The organism is Nitrospira marina (assembly GCF_059568365.1).
Genome location: NZ_JCANTH010000001.1, coordinates 3326758 through 3347572 on the forward strand (window position 1 = coordinate 3326758; position 20815 = coordinate 3347572).

The 20815-nt window shown below is 50.4% G+C and carries 22 protein-coding genes; 8 read left to right on the top strand and 14 right to left on the bottom strand.

The window, feature by feature from the left end; all coding sequences use genetic code 11:
• Window positions 1-224 precede the first annotated feature (224 nt).
• A complete protein-coding gene (locus LX98_RS14195; protein ID WP_496429525.1) occupies window positions 225-1157 on the bottom strand; it encodes an OmpA family protein in 933 nt (310 codons plus the stop codon).
• A gap of 1416 nt (window positions 1158-2573) precedes the next feature.
• On the opposite strand from LX98_RS14195, the gene LX98_RS14200 reads away from it, so the two are divergent.
• Window positions 2574-3047: a response regulator gene (locus LX98_RS14200; protein ID WP_496429526.1), complete on the top strand. Its 474-nt coding sequence runs from the start codon at window positions 2574-2576 to the stop codon at window positions 3045-3047.
• Window positions 3048-3173: 126 nt separating this feature from the next.
• On the opposite strand, the gene LX98_RS14205 is transcribed toward LX98_RS14200, so the two are convergent.
• The 8 genes from LX98_RS14205 to LX98_RS14240 form a co-directional block, all read right to left on the bottom strand.
• Window positions 3174-3347 carry a hypothetical protein gene (locus tag LX98_RS14205; RefSeq protein ID WP_496429527.1) on the bottom strand — a complete coding sequence of 58 codons (174 nt, stop codon included), beginning with the start codon at window positions 3345-3347 and terminating at the stop codon, window positions 3174-3176.
• Window positions 3348-3551: 204 nt separating this feature from the next.
• Window positions 3552-3776: a hypothetical protein gene (locus tag LX98_RS14210; protein ID WP_496429528.1), complete on the bottom strand. Its 225-nt coding sequence runs from the start codon at window positions 3774-3776 to the stop codon at window positions 3552-3554.
• Window positions 3773-4477, bottom strand: a complete 705-nt coding sequence (locus LX98_RS14215; protein WP_496429529.1) for a hypothetical protein — start codon at window positions 4475-4477, stop codon at window positions 3773-3775. The genes LX98_RS14210 and LX98_RS14215 overlap by 4 nt, the downstream gene beginning before the upstream one ends.
• Before the next feature lie 318 nt (window positions 4478-4795).
• Window positions 4796-5023 carry a hypothetical protein gene (locus tag LX98_RS14220; RefSeq protein WP_496429530.1) on the bottom strand — a complete coding sequence of 76 codons (228 nt, stop codon included), beginning with the start codon at window positions 5021-5023 and terminating at the stop codon, window positions 4796-4798.
• Between the two features lie 61 nt (window positions 5024-5084).
• The gene (locus LX98_RS14225; RefSeq protein ID WP_496429531.1) at window positions 5085-5270 is read right to left on the bottom strand and encodes a hypothetical protein; all 186 of its coding nucleotides are present in this window, start codon (window positions 5268-5270) and stop codon (window positions 5085-5087) included.
• A gap of 9 nt (window positions 5271-5279) precedes the next feature.
• The gene (locus tag LX98_RS14230; RefSeq protein ID WP_496429532.1) at window positions 5280-5936 is read right to left on the bottom strand and encodes a hypothetical protein; all 657 of its coding nucleotides are present in this window, start codon (window positions 5934-5936) and stop codon (window positions 5280-5282) included.
• A 233-nt stretch (window positions 5937-6169) separates the two neighbouring features.
• Window positions 6170-6619 (bottom strand): hypothetical protein, encoded by a 450-nt coding sequence (locus LX98_RS14235; protein ID WP_496429533.1) that lies wholly within the window; start codon window positions 6617-6619, stop codon window positions 6170-6172.
• 123 nt (window positions 6620-6742) lie between these two features.
• The gene (locus tag LX98_RS14240; RefSeq protein WP_496429534.1) at window positions 6743-7039 is read right to left on the bottom strand and encodes a hypothetical protein; all 297 of its coding nucleotides are present in this window, start codon (window positions 7037-7039) and stop codon (window positions 6743-6745) included.
• 223 nt (window positions 7040-7262) lie between these two features.
• Between LX98_RS14240 and LX98_RS14245 the strand changes: the two genes are divergently transcribed.
• On the top strand, window positions 7263-7598 hold the full coding sequence (locus LX98_RS14245; RefSeq protein ID WP_496429535.1) for a hypothetical protein: 336 nt from the start codon (window positions 7263-7265) through the stop codon (window positions 7596-7598).
• Between the two features lie 128 nt (window positions 7599-7726).
• On the opposite strand, the gene LX98_RS14250 is transcribed toward LX98_RS14245, so the two are convergent.
• The gene (locus tag LX98_RS14250) at window positions 7727-11143 is read right to left on the bottom strand and encodes a PAS domain S-box protein (RefSeq protein ID WP_496429536.1); all 3417 of its coding nucleotides are present in this window, start codon (window positions 11141-11143) and stop codon (window positions 7727-7729) included.
• Window positions 11144-11390: 247 nt separating this feature from the next.
• On the opposite strand from LX98_RS14250, the gene thiD reads away from it, so the two are divergent.
• The 5 genes from thiD (at window position 11391) to LX98_RS14275 (ending at window position 14956) form a co-directional block, all read left to right on the top strand.
• Window positions 11391-12182, top strand: a complete 792-nt coding sequence (thiD, locus tag LX98_RS14255) for a bifunctional hydroxymethylpyrimidine kinase/phosphomethylpyrimidine kinase (protein WP_496429537.1) — start codon at window positions 11391-11393, stop codon at window positions 12180-12182.
• Entirely contained in the window at window positions 12145-12999 is an 855-nt protein-coding gene (locus LX98_RS14260; RefSeq protein ID WP_496429538.1) for an alpha/beta fold hydrolase, read from the top strand. The genes thiD and LX98_RS14260 overlap by 38 nt, the downstream gene beginning before the upstream one ends.
• An 18-nt stretch (window positions 13000-13017) precedes the next feature.
• Complete coding sequence (locus LX98_RS14265) at window positions 13018-13494, top strand: hypothetical protein (protein WP_496429539.1); 477 nt, start codon at window positions 13018-13020, stop codon at window positions 13492-13494.
• Window positions 13495-13549: 55 nt separating this feature from the next.
• The gene (locus tag LX98_RS14270) at window positions 13550-14068 is read left to right on the top strand and encodes a gamma carbonic anhydrase family protein (protein WP_496429540.1); all 519 of its coding nucleotides are present in this window, start codon (window positions 13550-13552) and stop codon (window positions 14066-14068) included.
• A gap of 90 nt (window positions 14069-14158) precedes the next feature.
• Window positions 14159-14956, top strand: coding sequence for a Rossmann-fold NAD(P)-binding domain-containing protein (locus LX98_RS14275; RefSeq protein WP_496429541.1), 798 nt, complete (start codon window positions 14159-14161; stop codon window positions 14954-14956).
• Window positions 14957-14990: 34 nt separating this feature from the next.
• Here the strand turns inward: LX98_RS14275 and LX98_RS14280 are convergent, their stop codons facing one another.
• Entirely contained in the window at window positions 14991-16451 is a 1461-nt protein-coding gene (locus LX98_RS14280; RefSeq protein ID WP_496429542.1) for a CPBP family glutamic-type intramembrane protease, read from the bottom strand.
• A 582-nt stretch (window positions 16452-17033) separates the two neighbouring features.
• On the opposite strand from LX98_RS14280, the gene LX98_RS14285 reads away from it, so the two are divergent.
• Window positions 17034-18512 carry a malic enzyme-like NAD(P)-binding protein gene (locus tag LX98_RS14285; RefSeq protein ID WP_496430611.1) on the top strand — a complete coding sequence of 493 codons (1479 nt, stop codon included), beginning with the start codon at window positions 17034-17036 and terminating at the stop codon, window positions 18510-18512.
• Window positions 18513-18549: 37 nt separating this feature from the next.
• Here the strand turns inward: LX98_RS14285 and LX98_RS14290 are convergent, their stop codons facing one another.
• The 3 genes from LX98_RS14290 to rfbC form a co-directional block, all read right to left on the bottom strand.
• Window positions 18550-19359 carry an undecaprenyl-diphosphate phosphatase gene (locus tag LX98_RS14290; protein WP_496429543.1) on the bottom strand — a complete coding sequence of 270 codons (810 nt, stop codon included), beginning with the start codon at window positions 19357-19359 and terminating at the stop codon, window positions 18550-18552.
• Between the two features lie 68 nt (window positions 19360-19427).
• The gene (gene rfbD / locus LX98_RS14295; protein WP_496429544.1) at window positions 19428-20264 is read right to left on the bottom strand and encodes a dTDP-4-dehydrorhamnose reductase; all 837 of its coding nucleotides are present in this window, start codon (window positions 20262-20264) and stop codon (window positions 19428-19430) included.
• The gene (gene rfbC, locus LX98_RS14300) at window positions 20261-20815 is read right to left on the bottom strand and encodes a dTDP-4-dehydrorhamnose 3,5-epimerase (RefSeq protein WP_496429545.1); all 555 of its coding nucleotides are present in this window, start codon (window positions 20813-20815) and stop codon (window positions 20261-20263) included. Before rfbC ends, rfbD begins: the two co-directional genes overlap by 4 nt.

Below are 20815 nucleotides of genomic sequence, written 5' to 3' on the forward strand. Positions count from 1 at the left end.
AAACCAAAGTCAGTTATCTGTAATGGGGATAAACCGAAGGATGAATCAGCGGCTGGGTACGGAAGATATAAGGCTCAAGCAGAAGAATCAGCAGACTGCCGATAATTCTAATTGGGGGAGTATAAGAAATGGACAAGACAGGCTCCCTATGAAGAATTGGCTCCTCAGTTCTCCATTCCAGACGCTCCCCCAAGACACCTTTCTAGCCAATTAACTTAGAACTCTTATTGTACGACAAAATGACCGCGTCGGTTTTCCTGCCAGCACTCTTCATTCTGATCGGTGCAAAACGGCTTCTCTTTTCCATAACTCACAACCTGAAGATTTTCACTGGGAATGCCCAAATCCACTAAATATTCCCTCACTGCATTGGCTCGTCGCTCACCAAGCACCATATTATAACTTTCCGTGCCACGCTGATCACAATGTCCTTCGATCACAATCTTGTTATTCGCCAAGCCGGAAGCCAGTGCTTGGGCATTTTCTTTCAGAACGGAGATCGCATCCGCCCGAATAGAAAATCGGTCATAATCGAAATAAATATCTCCCAGGGATTTGAGCAGAGCTTCCGTCTTCTTTTCAATCACTTCGGGCAGCGCTGGGGATTGCTGGGCCGCCTCGGGTTCCACCCGAGCGATCATTTGTTCCGACGGAGCCGCGTCTTCCCGAATTACCGGTCGTGCGGGCATTTCCGGTTCAAGCGCAATCGGCGGGATCCCAACCACTTGTGATTCTTGAGGAGAAGCCTGGCCTGGCGTAGTTGGTATAGGAGACGGAGGAATGACGGGTTCAGCTACCAGGGGAGCTTCTAGAGGCGAAGAGGCAGAAGGTTCGACGACTGTCGTTCGAGGAGTGGCAAAAATATCAGCGGGAGCCGAAGGACGAATAACCGCACGGGCAGGCTCTTCAACAGGAATGTCCAGAGGCGGAACGCCAATAAAAGTTTCAGCTTGCACGGGTGGCTGAACGACCGCCTCAACCGGCGGCGTCACAGGTTCAACCTTTGCCACTTGGGGCTTGGCAGGAGGTTCAGTCACACTCACAACTGTCGTTTGTAGTTTGGAACTACACCCCGCCATTATCGCAATCAGGCATCCGCCCAATAGGCCAAATTTCCCTACTCTCCTTACATTCGAAAAAGAGAATACTTCCTTCATGTTTTTTACCTCCACCATTTCCCTTTCTTGACTGACGGATGCCTCGGCTGCATCCCATTCAAATTGATTCCCATGCCCTTCAAGAATTTCTCTAAGCAAGGACTCTGTCTTTCCTCATGATAATCTTAATTTAAAACTGTATGCAGTCCCTTCGAATTGTGTCAAGAACTCAAATGTGGCATTCCTGACCTCTAATCCAGTCTCCTCACTTAAAAATGCCTTTTGGTAGGATCAGGGTCAAGGGTCCTGCGAGCAAAGCTACCTGAAAATCCTTCGTAAAACAACCTTTTAACCTGATCTTTTCACCTTCAATGAATCAAGCCTTGCCCTGTCGAACATTTCTTTATGCTGCGTCACGATAGCTTGGTGACTTCCCCAACTATGAATACTGGTTTTTGTTTATCCGGAACATCTATCAAAAATTCCGAATCCATTCCGTCAGGATTTTTTCAGAGAATGGCATTCACCAGCTATTTAACAACATGAGACCAAAAGACCAGAGCGTTTTTTTTGGCTTTAAATTTCTCCAGGATGGCCACCAAAGATGGTTCCCCGAAGGGCGAGCCTCTATCGAATTCTCAGTGCAACATTGAAACAGTACTCCAAGCAAAACGCCTGAGTTCACGATGAAGTTCTCTAGACCGTCAGACCGTCAGCCCCAATTTGAAGTTATTGTGACTCCGCTCAATCCTAATGTAAGAACCGGGGCTTTTTTGTTCATGCTCACGACTCACCTTTCGTCGTCACTCATTTATCCATTTTCGGGACTGTTGAATATTTCTCATAGTTTCCCTTTTCAATATATGAGTGCCGGAACCCCTCTATTCCTGGCGTTCGTAGTGAGCCGTTCCCAAGCTCAAGCAGGCCTATCAAGTGCTTCCCTTCAGTGAGGCGACGGATGGATAGCATCCATTGATAGATAAAATTGACGATCAAAAAGTTCATGATGGGTTTTTACCCGTACGCCCCGGTACTTCTGAAGGAAGTCGACTGCGTCCTGTAGGGTTTCACCTGCATGACTTTTATCAAATCCTATACCAAGACAATTCATAAACATATGAAATTTATATGTTTTTTTGAAAAAAATCACATGGAACACCCTTTGCATTTAATTTCCTCAACTACGGCAATTAGCCAATAATATTGGGGGCCAAGCATTTTTTTGAATATGCCGTTTCATTAATTAGCTCAATGATATGGAGACCGGTGTGGTTCGGATGTCCTAATAACAAAAGTTGAAACATGGCCATACTGAAATTGAGCGCCACTTTATGAGCCTCGGCGGAGGGACTGGTTTTAGGGGAACTACGATTTCGACCGCACCCGAAGTCTGGTCTCCTCATCAGCCACCTTCTCAAAAGTCCCTCCGCCACCTTTTGAGAGAAAACATTTCGACACCAATAATTTTAAAACACCATGAAAATTTTAGGCGTGTATCAGCATTCACCAAAATCCGGCTCTCCCAAGGTTCCCATCAAAGACCGAATCCTGTTAGTTGATGATGATCGACATCATCGAACCTGCCTGAAAGAATTTTTAGAGCTTCGGGGGTATGTGTGTTCAGAAGCAAAAAATGGTATTGAAGGGCTTGAAATTTTGCAGAATGAGTCCGTCTCCATCATCATTACCGACAACAACATGCCACAGATGGATGGACTTGATTTCATTGAGCAAGTCAATCATAAATATTCACAGGAAATTCTCTCCATTTTTCTGATAACTGCCGAATTATCCCACATTGTCCGTCTTCGCGCATTTAAAAACGGAGTCAATCGGGTCTTTGAAAAGCCCCTGGATTTTCAAGAACTCTGTAATGCCGTAGACTGGGTCACGAAATTTGACATCCATCAATCAACGACCAACAAATACTCCTCCGCAAGATACCTCTAAGTTTCTTTCCCCTTCGAGATGTAGTCGCACCGTCTGAGTTCCACCAGAAGGATCAAGAACTCTTTTCGGGCTCCAAAATGCACTGTTCAGATTATTCCTCATAGGATGCCCATGGGGCGGCTTTTTTTAAAAAATTGGCACCTCCGCTTTTGAATGCCTGAGACACGCCAACACCTGCTCGATCTTCCCATTCGTCACCGACTCGTCGGCCACCTCCAACATGATGTGCTTGAGCAAGACTTCTTGCCCAAGGTGAGTTGCTGAGGTCGGGAAACAGTTGCGCATTGCTAATCTTTCCATCCCTCTCCCCTTCGCCTATTGACGCCTGCCGCCCGGCCCCAGGGAACGCTCTTATTTCCCTGCGGGTCTCGTCTGAGCCCAGCGAGTTGGCCCGCTCTTCCGTAGCTCGCGTCCGTCTCATCCGATGAGGCCGGACGGGGCGTCACTGGTTTTGGGTCCTTTTGCCGAAACAAAAGTGGCTCGGCCGCCGGGACGAACTCCGGCTCAACCTTCTGTTCCCCGATACGATATGATGGTCTCGCCATTCCACTCATACGCCACCGCATAAAAGCCGGCTGCAACTTCGGGGCTCTCTGCAGAAGTCTCACTTTGCTGCGTAACGGTAGCTGTGCCAACTACATTTCCTTCATAAACAAGTCCTGGATTATAGCCACGGTTATAAGAATCCATGGCCAGAATGGCATACATCAATTCTGTAGACGTGCTCATTTTTTGCCTCCGATTTTAAATTCTCCAGTTCCAAGTAAGTCAACCAAATTTTCGCTTGAAACAGGACATGCCATGCATTTTTTACCATTAAGGCGGTAATCTTTTTCTCTATAATCCCAATACCACCCCAACACTTCCGCAATCTTCCCTTCCGTCATCGGCTCGTCGGTGATTTCCAGGGTGATGCGTTTCAGGGAGAACCCCGGGCCGAACGTCGCCGCCAAATTATCAGGATCGACTTTTTGAACCGTCGTGGAGTCGGTGATATCCGTGAAGGTCACGAGCAAGGGATAATGGGAATGTGGAATATCGGTCTTGAATCGCGATTTCGACAAAACCGCAAAACGCTCTGGATTACCTTTTGGCAGTTGGTCCTTAAAAATATTCACCGCATTGGTCTTCGGTCCACTATCCGGGGGACCTCCATCCAACAAAGCAAAGAGATAGCGTGAGCCCGGGAGCTCCACGAACGCAGCCTCCCCCTTCGCCCCAAATTGGAGCGGGTACCCCAACTGCTTCGTGAGCGGTTCGCTTTCTTTAACCCTCACTTTTACTACACTCGCCCCCGTATAAAGCTGCTCCTCGGCCTCAACCTCTAGAGTCATCTTTTGATGCCAGGTGTACTGATTCAATCCAAAGTAGCAATACCCCACCGACAATCCCATGAATACTAAAACCACAATAAGAATAGTCTTTTTCATGCCTCGTTGCTCCATCCTGGAAATTGATTTATTAGATACCCCGCGTCCTTGCGGGATATCCAAAACATTCCTTTCCCCTCATGAATCATTCAGCACGTGGAGCAGGGTCGGTTTTCCTTCACTCTCTTTGGTTGGCTGGAAAGACGCCGCTTCCAACGCCGATTCTCGACCACACCTGAGAGATATACCCACGGTATCCTGCCCTGTGGGGAGCCCGACCTGTGCAGCAAACACCAGACATGGGTTGAATGTTCCAAATCCTTATCCCTCTCCCCTTTACCTTCCGACGCCTCCGCCCGGCCCCAGGGATGGACGCTCTTATTTTTCAGCGGGCCCTGTTTGAGCCATGCGAGTTGGCCCGCTCTTCCGTGGCTCGCGGCCGTCCCCTCCGATGCGGCCGGACGGGACGTCACTGGTTTTGGGTCCTTTTGCCGAAACAAAAGGACCTCGGCCGCCGGGACGAACCCCGGCATCAGTATCCGTTCCCCGATAGGAAATAATGGTCTCGTCTATTTCAGTTTCTGGGATCGTCCACTCATCCGACATCGCATATTCCCAAAATTCATTGCGGTTAGTAGGCCATCCCAACTTATATTTTGATCTCCATTTAGCGGTCAATGGATTCTGTCCCTTGTCGCACCCAGGGGCCTGCCCTCACTTCTGACTGCGTTCCGAACATAAACAACCGAATGTTGCCTTCGTGATATTCACCAATAATGTATAGAACTTTATTCACAAAATAATCGGGGGGAACATCAGCTTTCGTGAGATTTCCCGCATCCGTCCTAACCACGTGGGTACTCTAGGGAAGATCCCCCTTTACTACCTCTAGAACTTTTACAGTCACCTCTTCCCCGGAATAATCGGGGGTAAGGCGAATTCCCGAATATCCAAGAATTTTAACTTTGGCGAGAAATACCGCATGCGTCCCTGGTTCATATTTTTCAAGAAAATGTCCTATCCTTTCAAAAAAAGGAAAAAGCTCCGGAAGATGAGATTCGTCAAAGAAATACCACTTCGAGATTCCTATTGTTCGAACTAACCTCTGATAGGATTTCGAAGCATCATAGACAAGATTGGCACCGCACTCTGGAATTTCGTTTCTCATATAAGAAACAGACGAAACAATTATAGTTTCCGGAGTAGCCGGGCGAAGATCCTTTGGGACTTGTATGGTTGGCAACTGGCGATTGTGGTGAATTAAATTTTCAAGAATGGCCTCTTGACCTTGAAAAATAGGGCCCAAATGATCTGCTTGTAGGAACTTGTTATTGCTACGATCATGTTGACAAGGAATCGGAAGAATAGGTGCATTAAAAAATGGCTGATTCAACCTAATTGAATCCGTAAGTGCCTCAACATTCGGTACAAACAGCATGATGAAAAAGGCGCAAACTAAACCGAATAGTCTTTTTCTCGAAAGCCACAAACTTTTTCGCACATCATGTTTTTGGGGCATTATTCTTCCTCGGAAGAAACTGGCGTGCTTGCAGGGCGGCCTCAACTGCACCAGGCATTTTAGATCCTATCGATGCTAATGAAGCGAGACTTGAGAATAGAGATTCAGGAAGACTAAACGGCTGACTGCCATTGTTGGTTGGCCAAGGATCACCCAGGATTCCAAAACTTCAACGCAGCCTGAATGGTTGCCTAGATCATAAAAGATGGTCTCTTCTTAAAAAATATGTTTGACTATTTATTCTTAAAATATCCGCTATCAGTCAACTCCTGAACCGATGTCGAAAGCAACTGGATGTCCCCGTTTATAAACGTTCCCATAATGTAATAAAACTTATTCACAGGAATGTCTGGTAATCCATCATCAATGGTGCTGATCCAACGCTTCACGAAAAACTCTTCTTTGGGAATTTCTCCATCGAAAACCTGAATGATTTTTATGATCAGTTCTTCCACAGTTCTTTCAGCAGTCGTTGAATACGTAAGAATTTGGACTCTGGCCATAAAAAAGGAATGGGCATCTGCGCCTTGCTCTTTACCCAGACGTTGAGCATCTTCGTAAATTCTTAAGGGTATTGGTTTTTCAAAAAAATGAATCCGTCCCGCACCCGACCAGCGTGCCAATGCTTCCCCCTCAAGAGGCAAAAGAGTCAATAATATAAAAATACAGCTTATTAGTTGCACTAATGTCCTCCTTCTGGTTTACAAAACTATTAAAAATTTCTCGATCTCAAGTATGCCTCCCGGCCTTTGGCATGGCCGAGCCGTGAAGCCGACGCCAGGCATTTCTTGAATCTCCCACACTTCTTATTCCTCTCCCCTTCCCCTTTTGACGCCTGCCGCCCGGCCCCAGGGATGGACGCTCCGATCTTCCCGCGGGCCCTGTCTGAGCCCCGCGAGTTGGCCCGCTCTTCCATAGCTCGCGTCCGTCCCATCCGATGCTGCCGGACGGGGCGTCCCTGGTTTTGGCCACTTTTGCCGCAACAAAAGTGGCTCGGCTGCCGGGACGAACCCCGGCACAATAATATCTCTGAAACGCTTGTACAAATACATCGGCGAAAAACTTCCCAAGACTAAAACCTCGCTAGTGATAGCTCCGTTCACGTGGGCTCCCTAACCTTCGTCGGTTTCTACAGAGAGCCTGTCTCTTCCAGATTCCCACCTGACTTATTGCATTGGTTGATTAACGATGGCGACCCTAAGGGACATTCGTATTTCGAGCTTCATGGAATCTTGCCCTCCAGAATTATTTCGGCAATAATCCTCCGGTTGTCAACCTCATAGAAAACTTCATTCAATAAAACCTTTGAAGACTAAGGAGAGACGCATGAAATCCTGGATATTCCAAGTGGCAATCGTGGGAAGCGTTTTCGCTATGGGTGGGTTGTCGGTTTCTGCCGGGGAAAAGGAAGGATCTCAGCTGACGATTACCTCCCCGCGCAATGGCGAAATCGTCGGATCGACCGTTGAACTCACGTATACGTTACAAAAGGGCACCAAAGGCGACCATATACATGCCTTTGTCGATGGCCAATACCAAAAAGGATTCAAAGGCACCCTCAAAGGACTGCCTCCGGGTAAGCATCTGATCACGGTCAAGGTGGCCGATCATGACCATGAACTTCTTGACACGTCTGATTCAATCGAGGTTGAAGTGAAATAACCACGCACCTGATGAGGAAAATCGCCTACGGTGGCACGTGGCTGAAAGGTCGGACAATTTCTTAGAGAGGATTCACGAGCAGGAAACAGATACCATGACGGGGATGGTGGTTATCACCAGATTTCTTCTCATGTAGGAGGGGTCGAGTCCGGAGTGGGACCTTCATCCAGGATGTCCCGGAGTGCAAGAGCCAGAGACAGTCCGTTGACCGGCTTCATCAAGAAGGCCCGAATGCCGAGTTGCTTGGCTTTTTCTTGAGTCATGGTGTGGCTAAACCCCGTACACAACAGAATGGGAATATCCGCTCGAATACCTAACAACGCACGAGATAAGGCCTCCCCGCTCATCGTCGGCATGGTTTGATCCGTCACGACCACATCAAAATCCGAGGGATGTGCCCGAAACAGATCTAATGCTTCATACGGATTAACGCTCGCCACAACGGCATAGCCTAAATGGCTGAGAAATTGTGTCCCCCAGCGCGTCAGCATTTCTTCATCATCCACAAATAAGACCCTTCCGGATCCGGTCGGCCAGGCAGTGACTTCCTCAGGTTTTTCGGGCGCAATCACATCCAAGCGCGGCAGGAGTACCGTGAAGGTCGTTCCCTCTCCGGGACAACTGGACACCGCAATCCCACCCCCATGGTTATGGACAATCCCATGGACAACCGCCAGCCCGAGTCCCGTGCCCTCCCCGGCCGGTTTTGTGGTAAAAAATGGCTCAAAAATTCTCTCGACCATTTCGAGAGGGATGCCCTTTCCTGAGTCACGAATCACCACCTGAAGGTAGGACCCGGCTTTGCATAGGCCCAGGCCCGGCATGCCTTCCTCAGGAATACACTCATGGCCTAAGGCTATTTCCAACAGACCGCCCTCTTCCCGCATGGCATATTCCGCATTGGCACACAGATTCATAATTACTTGTTGCATTTGCGTCCGGTCACCATAAATCACCGTGGATTCGAGATCCAACGACGTTCGAATTTCAATGGAGGAAGGAAAGCTGGCACGGACCATTTTCAAGACATCCCGAATGACCAATCGCAGGTCAACGGCCTCTTTATCCTTTTCCGAGCGCCGGCTAAAGGCTAAAATTTGTTTCACAAGATCACGGGCCCGATTCCCGGCGGCCACCACTTCGTTTAAATATGATTTTAAGCGTTCATCCTGTGTGGCATAGGCCATCGCCAATTCGGAATATCCCAGGATCGCACCCAAAATATTATTAAAGTCATGGGCAATGCCCCCGGCCAATGTGCCAATTGCCTCCATTTTTTGGGTATGCCGCAATTGCATCTCACTCAATAATAAGGCCTCTTCAGTCCGTTTCCGCTCTGTAATATCCTCACAAGACAGTAACCACACCCGAGGCCCTGACTGCTTCTCAATGGCCTGAATCGTCTCTTTCACCCAAATGATGGTCCCATCCTTTTTCACTTTCCGAAAGTCAGGAAGAATCCCTTTGGTGGATTCACGCAACCCCTTCTCCAGACCTGATTGAAACAGTCCACGATCCTCCTCATAGACCACGGAGAACGCAGAGGTGCCCAGCAATTCCTCAACCCGATACCCCAACACTTGAGCCCCATATTGATTGACGGAGAGAATGATCCCCTGACTATTCACCGTAAAATAAATTAAGGGAGTCTGATCGTAGAGCTCCCGATACTTGTCCTGGCTGTTTTGGACTTCTTCCTGTGCCCGCTTGCGCTCCAGTTCCGCTCCTGCCCGTGCGGCAAAAATCTTCAAAAGATTTTGCCCTTGAGAGGAAAGGACATGCGGATTCGTATCCAAAAGCGCTAGATTTCCCACGACCTCATTTTTGGAATTAAACAGAGGCGTTCCATAATACGCCTCCACTCTCAAAGCTTGAATCGCTTCACTGCGAGGAAAGAGTTGTTGGACACCGGAAGGCTGGTCCACAGGGGTACCCCCAAGTACGAGTTCGCAAGGTCCCCCCAGACATTCATACACCGTTGAAGGCTCAAAATGGTCGTGGCTCCAAAAAGCCAATGTCCGGGCTTTGCTGGCATTTGGCTCAATCCGCTCTGACAAAAACACCATGGGCACCTGAAGTGCTTTCGCCAATTCACCGACAAGGACTTCGAAGAAATTTGGAGAGCCGGGGATCACATTGCCCTTAACAATCGCCTCCAGCGCATCTTCCCATTGTTTTCTCTGTGTGATATCTCGCGAGATGACGACAGCGCGCAGTTCCCCAAGCGCCGTTTGAAAGGCTCGTCCGGTGCTTTCAAACCAGTGGTACTCGCCATTCTGATGCCGATAGCGGTAGACCGAACGGCCGGAACCGTGGGTCTTCATGCCTTGACAAAACTCCCCCACTACCCTGTCTCGATCTTCAGGATGAACCGGGGCAAAGACACTCGTGCCAAGCAGATCTTGGGAGCTGTACCCGAGAGATTCTTTAAAATTTGGACTCACATAGAGGAACCGTCCTTCTGCATCGGTTTCCGTGATCAGATCATAGGCATTTTCCATAATGGCCCGGAAGCGTTTTTCTCGTTCCTGAATGATGAGCTCAGCGGCTTTTCGGAACGTAATATCGCGAGCAAAACCCAAGACCCCGTTCTGACCATCCGGTAACGATCCAAACGAGTCTTTGGTCACTAAAAACGTTCGGGACACAGGATGCTGCTCCTGGACCTCGACCTCAAATGTCTGAGTCCCCGCCGATTGCATCACATGGTCATCCCCCTCGACAAACAACGCATGCGGCTGGGTGCCAAAAATTTCCTCATCGGTTTTTCCGATGACCTCATGGATGGCCTTTCCCATAATCTCCGCGCCCGAGGGATTCACCAGGAGGTAACGACCATCCTGGTCCTTGACATAGACCACATCACTCATTTCTTCGAGGACCGCATCTAACAGAGCGTGGTTCCGCCTTGATATGTCATCCGCCAACTTGCGCTCCGTGATATCGCGTATCGTTCCTCCTCCTCGAAGTAACCGGCCCTCGGCATCAAAGGTTCCCTCCCCGGTGGCCTCAAACCAACGATACCCCTTTGATTTAGTGCGTAACCGGGACTCCACATGATAGGGAATCCTTTTTTCAATATGATTGGTTAAGGCCTCAAACACTCGCTCCCGATCGTCAGGGTGTAACCGTTGCTCCCAACTCCCCATTACTCCAGGGAACTCAGATTCCTCATACCCCAACATCGCGATAAACTGAGGGGAGTACCACACCGGACACTCTGGAGAGTACCAGGGAATATCCGGACGAATTTCAGCCACCCACAATCCCTCACGAGACCCCTGGGAGGCCAGAATGAACCGCTCCACTTGCTGTCGGAGAGCATGCAATTCCTCTTGCAGATCAGGTTGTGAGGTACCTGTGGATATCTTGGATTGGCGAGTCTCGGGCAATTGGGTATTATGGCTGGGATCTTCCGATTTCGAAGATAAGTGTCCAGGTGACCCTTGGGAAGACCCAAGGGAAAGCGTCAGATCTCCCAGGCGCTTTCGATGAATTTCTTCATCGGAAGGAGGAGAAGACTTTGAAGGATGGGGAGATTCCATACAGCATCTATCCTTAAAGAGCCCGGAATGACCAGCTCCTCAAGGAGTGACTCTATAATCAAGCACCATGAAATATTTTTCCTATAATGTCAAGAAAAAATACGCAAAGACACCTGATCCTCAGACGTAAGCTGGAACAGCAGGAGTTCCATGCTCACCAATCACTGGAATGCGGAATCCCTGGATCATCAGAATATGACATGCTAAACTCACCGTTCGTCCACACACTCTTCATTCGCTGACACTCATGAAAAACGCTGTTTGCACCATCGCCGGCTCTGATTGTAGTGGAGGGGCCGGTATTCAAGCCGACCTCAAAGCCATGTCCGCGAACGGGGTGTTCGGGATGTCGGTGGTGACGTCCATTACCGCACAAAATACGCGCGGCGTTTCTGACGTTTTTCATTTGCCCATCTCGATCATTACCGCACAACTCGATGCGCTCTTTTCCGATATTCCTGTCACCGTGATTAAAACCGGGATGCTGGCGACCTCCGACATCATCACAACCGTCAGTCGGCATCTGGCCAAACAGCCTCTCGAGCACCTGGTTGTTGATCCGGTTATGGTGGCGAAAGGAGGATATCCACTCCTGGAACAGGAAGCGATGGCCACACTGAAAACCGATTTGCTTCCTCAGGCTTCCCTTCTGACCCCAAATATTGCCGAAGCCGAGATGTTATCCGGCCTTTCCATTAAGACTCTGGCCCATGCCAGAGAGGCTGCGAAAATCATTCATCAATTCGGCTGCCAACATGTCCTGATCAAGGGCGGGCACCTGCAGGAACAGCCGGGAACCGACTTACTTTTCGACGGCAGGTTTTTCCGCATGTTTAAGGGAGAATTTATTCAGACGAATACGACTCACGGAACCGGTTGTACCCTGGCCTCTGCCATTGCCGCCAACCTGGCCAAGGGGAAACCCATCCCCGATGCGATTGAGGCCGCGAAACACTATACGACTGAGGCCATTCGTCACGGCCTTCCTCTTGGCCAGGGAAATGGCCCGACCGACCACTTCTACTTTCTGCAAGCATAGCCAATCCGTGGAGACCGCATCGCCCACAGAAAGCTGGGATGGGAGGACTGAAGCTCCTGTCAGCTTTACCGGTTCATCCGGCATCGTGACGACAGGGATTTTCGCTCAACCGGGTGCTTCCACAAATCGAGCGGTGGTCCTTTGTCATGGATTTCCCTCCGATAAAAACAGTCGGACCAATCGGCGTCTGACGGACCTTCTCATTCCTCAATCCATTGCGACGCTTCGATTCGATTGGTATGGCATGGGTGACTCACCGGAGCCCCTGTCCCACCTCCGCATCCAAATATGTGAGGAGCAACTGGATGCGGCCGTCCGCTTTCTCACAGATAGATCCATGAAGGCTCTCGGACTCATTGGATCCAGCTTTGGTGGATTCATGGCCATCCTTTCGGCCCCCCGGTATCCTCTCCTACAGGCCCTGGGCCTGAAATGCCCCGTGGTCGATTTTTCCGAAGTGCTTCGCCTGGAATTGGGAGCAGACGCCATGGACCGATGGAAACGCACCAACCACATACCCGACGTCTTCGGTGGCAACCTTCCGACACCCTTGCCGTATGCCTTTTTCGAGGAATGTCTTACCTATAGCGGTTACAACTCAGCTTCGCGCATTCATGCCCCCACACTGATTGTGCATGGGGATCAAGACGAAATCATTCCTGTCCATCAAATTGATCGATTACTGACGTCTCTGAGCGTGCCCAAGGATTTTCGCCTCATTCCCGGTGCAAACCATCAATTCGGACGGCCTGAAGATTTTCGTCTCATGACCACCCATTTGGCCAAGTGGATGATCGCTCACCTGCCTCTCTCTTGAGGTTGCCGGACCCGATGTATGCCTGACCCACCACACACCAACCGGGAATTATCCCAAGCGCAACTCGAAACCATTCGTATGCTCTATCCGTTATTTAAAAACGAGGTGCTCCGGCGGCGGGAATACATGAGCCGGTTGTCGGTATTCCACACTACCATATTAGTGTTCTTGATCATGATCATTGCGGTGGTGTCCCCTGGACACCCCGACTCCACCATGCGATGGTTAACGATTTCCGGTGTGGTCATATTGTCAGGGTTTGTGATCTATCTGATCCTTCAACAAGCCACTCGACACCGAATGGCCAAACAGCAATTAATTGAACTCGAGAGGGGAATGGGACTGTACCAAGAAGACGGGATGTTTTCGGGAAAAACCACGTATCCCAAACATTGGCAAACCGATTGGCTCTCAGACCGAAGCGTGGCGGCGTACCTCACCATCCTCATTGTTCTTACAGGACTGGCAATCGGCGCCATGCTCATTCGCCTCTAACCTTCACCTCACGTCCTCACATGGAGATACGCTATCCGGCGAAAGGACCGCGCTCATGTTAAGAACATATCGAGGGATTGCCCCAACTGTCGCGACCAGCGCGTTTATCGAAGAGACGGCCGTCGTCATCGGGGATGTGGCCATCGGATCGGAATCGAGCGTCTGGTTTCATGCCGTCGTACGCGGGGACGTGCATTCTATCCGCATTGGCCATCGGACCAACATTCAAGACCTCTGCCTGTTGCACGTCACCCATGACACCCATCCCCTGACTCTTGGCGATGACATCACCGTGGGCCATCATGTGGTCCTCCATGGATGCACGATACATGATCGGGTGCTGATTGGTATGGGCGCTATTATCATGGATGGAGCCGTGATCGAAGAAGACTGTGTCATTGGCGCTGGAGCCTTAATTACGGGGAATATCCACATTCCTTCGAGGAGCCTGGTCATGGGGTCTCCGGCTAAAGTGAAACGCCTGTTGACGGATGCTGAAGTGCAGTGGATCAAAGAATCTGCCGCGAACTACATCCGATACGCCCAACAATATGTCTCAGAACAGAATGAGTAATGTCGGAATTCCAGAAAGCCGCAATCAGGGTATGCCCTGGCTTTTGAATAACTTCTCTTCCCAACCACACATTCGGATAAGACCTCTTCCTTGAGCCATAATTTCCTATACCATGATCCACTCGTCATTCTTGGCACGGGCTATACCGGTCGACGAATCTATCACCAGGCTTGTGAAGCAGGGTGGAACGTTTTCGCGACAAGCCGAATGCCGGATGTCCATCTCTCAGATATTTCACCTGCACATCGAATTCATTTTGACCTGACCCAGCCTGAAACCTGGCGATCTATTCCCACCCCGGCCCATCTCATCTGGTGTTTTCCTGCGACGCCATTGCATCTCGTCCAAGCCTTCTTCGCCGGCCGACCCATGGAATCCGGCAGAATTCTGGTGATGGGAAGCACATCCGCCTATGGCACGAACTGCGGAGCTGTCACGGAACAGACTCCGGTCAACATGGACCTTCCTCGGGTCCAAGGAGAAGAATATCTCCGGACACAACTGGGCGCTGTGGTCATTCGACTGGCAGGATTATACGGGCCAGGCCGTCATGTGTTGGATTGGATGAGAAAAGGCAGGATTCGCAATACTCCAAAATGGGTCAATCTCCTCCATGTAGAAGATGCGGCAGGCATCTGTTTGCGAGCCCTGGAACGGGCTCAGAACGGGACCACGTATTTGGCTAGCGATGGGACCCCACGGACCTGGTCGGAGATTTTCTCAATTGCGTCAGAAAAGTGGAGCATGCCCATTCCCCCACTCACGCCTCCTCGGGAAGTCGGCAAACAGGTCTCCATTCACAAACTCCTCACCACCCTTCACTATACCCTTCGATTTCCTGACCTCTATCAGGCCTTGGACGACATTGAACGGCATTCATCATCATAAAAACATATGACAACAAGCAGCTACACGATCAATGTTAGCGGAAAAATGAGACAAGAGAATACACCACCACCCCGTTATTGACGGCATGCGCCACCATGCCGGGGATCACACTCCCGGTTCGTTCGTAGGCCCATGCCCACAACAACCCACTCCAGAAAACCGTCAGAAACGCGATCAGCCCATAGCCATGGGCCAAGGCGAAAATCAATCCACTTGCGACCATGGAGAGGGGAAAACTGAATTTGGTTCGAAGTGTCGTATAGAGAATTCCCCGGAAAATAAGTTCTTCGAAAAAGGGCGCCAGAAGAACGAAGTCGATTGTGGTTTTGATGAGTTCCATCCGCGTTCCCCAAATCAGCTGCGGGACAAACCATTCTGTCCAATGCACCGAAGATTGAAACGCATCCCCTCCGAGCATAATCAGCCAATCCCCCACAAGGCCAAGCGTCACCAACATTGCGATCAATGGCAGACCGGATTTCAATCGTTGCCACACGTTCGAACAGCCCACCACCTGTAGCAACGATTGTTTCCTGGTTCTGCACAACAGAATAGCGGTCAGGACGACGGGAGGAAAATACAGTAAAGCAATCCCAAAATTTTCAATAATTCCTATGCCATCAGGCATGACCGCCACCAGCCCCATCAACAGAATCGTCAGGGCCCCTCCACGGGCTAAGACCGCGATTCCCTCCCGGAATGTCCAGGGAATGCGCCAGACAGCGAAGTCGGTTGGGGACTGTGAAATCCGGCCTTTCAAGCGAACAAAACCCAGACGGAGAAAGAACGCCACCCCAAATCCAATCACCACAACCTCACCCACCAATAGCACACGCCATCTCCATAATGGGGGGTCGGTCAACTGATACTCTTGGAATTGAAGATTTTTCTGTAAATCTTGATCACCGGCCTGAGCGGCTATTCGTCGCGCAAGATGAAAGTAAAACCAATTTGCGGGGACCTCCTCGGCTAACTTCGCCTGCAAGAAGACATACTCAGCAGGCGACGTTTCGCTCTGCCCATATCCCACTTCCAACAATCGACGAAAAAGAGCAGGCGGATTGTGCTCCCTGCTCCAACTCATCACAAACTGGTTGAACTGGTCGGTCAACCCGGCTTCGCCATAGAGCATGCCCAAATACAATTTATCCAATGGTGAGGATTGATCATCCACCCTTTCTTCATACCAAAGTTGGATTTGCTCCAGCGTCTCCCCGTCCTGTCCCCCCAAATTGTACATCACCTGTTCAAACGAGGAGAGTTCAGGCAGGCGGGATTCAAAACCCAACATCCGACTGGCAATCCGCTCAAGATCCCGGCTTGCAGGTGATGCCAGGCGCACATCATCCGAAAGCGTCACCGCCCAAAAGAGCAATCCCAGCCCACCTGTACAGAACACCAGACACAGGCCGGTCAGCCAACGGGAGAATTGAATTTCTTCTTGAAGGTCCGGGCGGGTATCTGGGAGGAGCTCGACTGTATTATCGGATTCCATAAGAAAGGGTTCACAAATACAAAAAAGTTACTTATTTTAACTACCAGAGAAGATACCATGATCGGCAAGCGCCCTGCCGAAACAAACCATACCGCACCCGCCACGGATACACTCCACACCTCCTGTCCGGGAAGTATGACAAGGGCAACTAGCCATCTCACTGACCTACTCTTTTTTTAATTAACAAGTATATCGGCCATTTGGCATGGCCAAGACGCGGAGCTCAATCCAGAGTTATGGCGAGCACTGCCTGAGCAACCCGGGTTGTGCCGCGGCTGGTTCGTCGAGCATCAAAAGGTTTCCCACGGACCACGCCCAGGGCCACGGTTTTTGGGCCCTGTTGCCGAGGGTAGAATCGCGCCCTTCGGGGCGCCGCTGGTCATTCGGCCTCGGCGGGAGGAACTCCGGCATCATTTCGTTTCTTCCTTAAAAGCTTTCCAGCCTATGGTAATGGCTCATTCCAGGAGCCAGCACATACCCCTAACTTGGATAATCCGATACAATATAAGAAAAAGGTCTGTACCCTATGGGTAACCCGATCAAAATTGATCCATTGCGCAACTGAAGAGGAGGGACTCCTTGGTGTGGAATTTTTTTAAGCGACAGCAAAATGGCCAAAGTTCCTCGCAAGATATCGGTCCCTATTCCAATTACCGGATGGCCGTGCGATTAGAATTGACTCAACGCACCGGCGTCTTTGCCCAATTAGCCACCGCCATCGCAGAAGAGGGTGCCAGCTTGGGCGCGTACGATATGGTCTCGGCCACTCGCACCAAAGTGATCCGGGATATTACTCTGGATGTCCAGAGTGAAGAACATGGCGAACGGGTCATGAAACGCCTGAATTCGTTAGCGGATGTTCGGGTCATCGCCTCATCGGATCGGATTTTCCTCATGCATTTAGGCGGGAAAATCCGGGTGGAGAGCAAGTTCCCGGTGAAAACCCGAAATACCCTGTCCATGGTCTATACGCCTGGAGTCGGGCGCGTCGTCAAAGCCATTGCCGCGGATGAAAAAAAAGCCTATTCCTTTACAACGAAAAGTAACAGCATCGCTGTCGTGACAGATGGATCGGCCATATTGGGCTTAGGAAATCTTGGTCCTCTCGCGGCCTTACCGGTCATGGAAGGCAAAGCCATGTTGTTCCATCAATTTGCCGGTATTGATGCCTGGCCTCTTTGTCTCAATACCCAGGACCCAGAAGAGATTATCCGGACGGTGCTCGCCATCTCTCCGTCATTTGGAGGCATTAACCTGGAAGACATCAGTGCCCCCCGATGCTTTGACATTGAGCGACGACTGCAAGCCGAACTGGATATTCCGGTCATGCATGATGACCAGCATGGAACGGCTGTGGTCATTTTGGGTGCGCTTCTCAATGCCTTAAAAGTCACACGCCGAACCATCAATGAAATTACCGTTGTGGTGCTCGGATTGGGAGCCGCAGGCACGGCCTGTTGTGAATTACTTTTAGGAGCCGGAGTCAGCAGGCTCAAGGGATGCGACAAGCAGGGGCTGGTGTTGGATCGCCCAGTGGAAGAAATTCTGCCACATCGCCATACGCTTCGCAGCATCATTCAGTATGATCAGCCAACCGGAACCCTTCAGGACGCCCTGAAAGACGCCCATGTGGTGATTGGTCTTTCCACAGCCAACATTTTAAAGCCCGAAGACTTAGCCTTCATGGCCAAGGATCCCATTGTGTTTGCCTTAGCCAATCCTGACCCTGAAATCCTGCCCGAGGCCGCCATTCCCCACTGTCGCGTCTATGCCAGCGGGCGATCGGATTATCCCAATCAATGCAACAATCTCTTGTCATTTCCCGGCATCTTTCGTGGAGCCCTTGATGTGCAATCCAAAACGATTAATGAACCGATGCTCATTGCTGCGGCTCATGCCCTCTCCAAGATGATTCCTGACTCCGCACTCAGTGAGGAATATATCATTCCCAGCGTGTTCGACAAACAGGTGGTACCCAAGGTCGCTAAAGCGGTCTCTCAGGCTGCTATTGACTCCGGCGTGGCACGCCGAACAAAGAAGGACATGGAAGAGGAGATGTAAGCACAGCGAATGACAGAGGGTAAGGAGACAGCAGGATCTATTTCAAAGAATCCCAAAGAAGGATGCTTATTCCGAGTGGCCACAGATAATAAGCGAATAAATGGAAGTGATCCTGTCTAACGAGTTTAATAATCAACGAAATAGATCCATACCCCACCAAAGCCGCGACGACCATTCCGACGAGATACACGCCTATCGGGTCATGAATCTGATCCATTCCTTTCCCAATTTCTAGGATCGTCGCCCCCACAATAGCAGGCATGGAAATCAGAAGAGAAAACCGGGCCGATAATTCCCGATCCAAACCCAACAACACCCCGCTGGCTATGGTTGATCCGGACCGGGAAATCCCGGGAAAGACCGCCACACCTTGTACCATGCCAATCGCCAGGGCATCCCGAATGCTCATGTCCTGAATACCCCTGGTACTACTTCTCCCGTGCCCCGACCAGAGAATCACACCGGTAACCAACAACATCACGGCCACGACGGAGGGCTGAACCAGCGTTTCAAGACCGATCGATCGAATACCTAATCCAATGATCGCCGTAGGGATGGATGCGATCAGAACATAATGAATGGTGCGTCGCTCAAATCCTTGAAACAAACTGCCTTGTGTTGTCGTCCATCCCACATAACCCAAGCCTAAGGTGAGGAGATCATGACGGAAATACACCAGGATCGCAGTCACCGTCGCGAGATGCAACATGATGTCATACAACAAATTGGTCTCACTAAAATGACCAAACCAGTGTTGAGCCAGAACTAAATGTCCGGATGAGGATACCGGAAGGAATTCCGTGAGTCCTTGAATGACCGCAAGCACCACCGCTTCGATGTAACCCATCGTTTAGGAATGCCTTTCTGATAGCTGGTGATCAGGGAAAAGATGATTCACAGAACCGATGACGACCCCTAGCCTTTCCACTGACTGGCAAAATCACGAACGCCCTCTTCCCAGGGCGGCAACTTAATCAAAGGGTCCTGTAAAGAAGTCAGCACGGCATAGGATGGCCGCCGGGCCGGGCGAGGAAATTGAGCAGTCGCTATCGGCACAACCGAGGTTTGAATATCCAACGCCTGATAAAGTGTTTGGGCCAATTCATACCAACTGGTTCCGCCGGTACCGGCCATGTGATAGGTCCCAAACGCATCGGTCTCACCCAATTGGAATACCGCCTGGGCAAGATGAGGGGCAAAGGTCGGTGACCCATACTGGTCGCTGACGACTTTCACGACCTCGCGGCCGGCCATTCGACAAATCGTACTGGGGAAGTTCTTCCCTACAGTGTGGTATAGCCAAGCGGTCCGAACGATAAAATGCCGTGAGTTCGCGACCCGCACAGCCTCTTCACCGGCTAATTTACTGTGCCCATAGACGCCTAGCGGATTCGTTCGATCAAATTCATGATAGGGCCGATTCTGCTGACCATCAAACACATAATCGGTGGAAAAATGGATAAGAGTCATCCCCAAGTCATTCGTCACCACGGCAAGATTTCTTGGACCCAGGGCATTGCCCCGGTATGCGGCATCCTGCTTAACTTCTGCCTCATCCACCTGCGTAAATGCGGCCGCATTGATGACAATGTGTGGTCGTAACTGATCAAGGGCTTTCCTGACTTCCTCGAACTGCGTGATATCCAAATCCTGGAGATCCCAGGCCGTGACCTCGTGGTCGGCATATTGCCGTTGGAGTGCCTGCCCTAATTGCCCTTGAGCCCCTGTGATTAAAATTCGACTTTGCCTCATGGTTGATAATCCGGAAGCTGGTCGGCCAGTTCGTCAAGTCCCTGCCCGGCCGCATCCTTTACAGAAAGAAGTGGCTGTTCGATCGGCCATTGAATGCCAATACGGGGATCATTCCATCGAATGGTCACTTCACCACCCGGGGCGTAGACATCAGTACATTTATACTCCACTTCCGCCACATCGCTGAGGACACAAAATCCATGGGCAAACCCCATAGGAACATAAATTTGTCTAAAATCCTCTGCCGATAAGGTCACCCCCACCCATGAGGCAAAGGTCGGAGACCCCTTTCGAATGTCGACTGCGACATCAAAAATTTCCCCACGGACCACCCGAATGAGCTTCCCTTGAGGACGAGTCATTTGAAAATGGAGCCCACGAAGAGTCCCGAGAACCGACGATGAGCAATTATCCTGGACAAATGGAGGCAGAATCCCTGCCTCCTGATACTTGTGTATATGATACGTTTCTAAAAACCATCCGCGTTGGTCCCGGTACACATCAGGCTCAACAATCAGAACCTCCGGGAGCCGGGTTGGGAGAAATTTCAT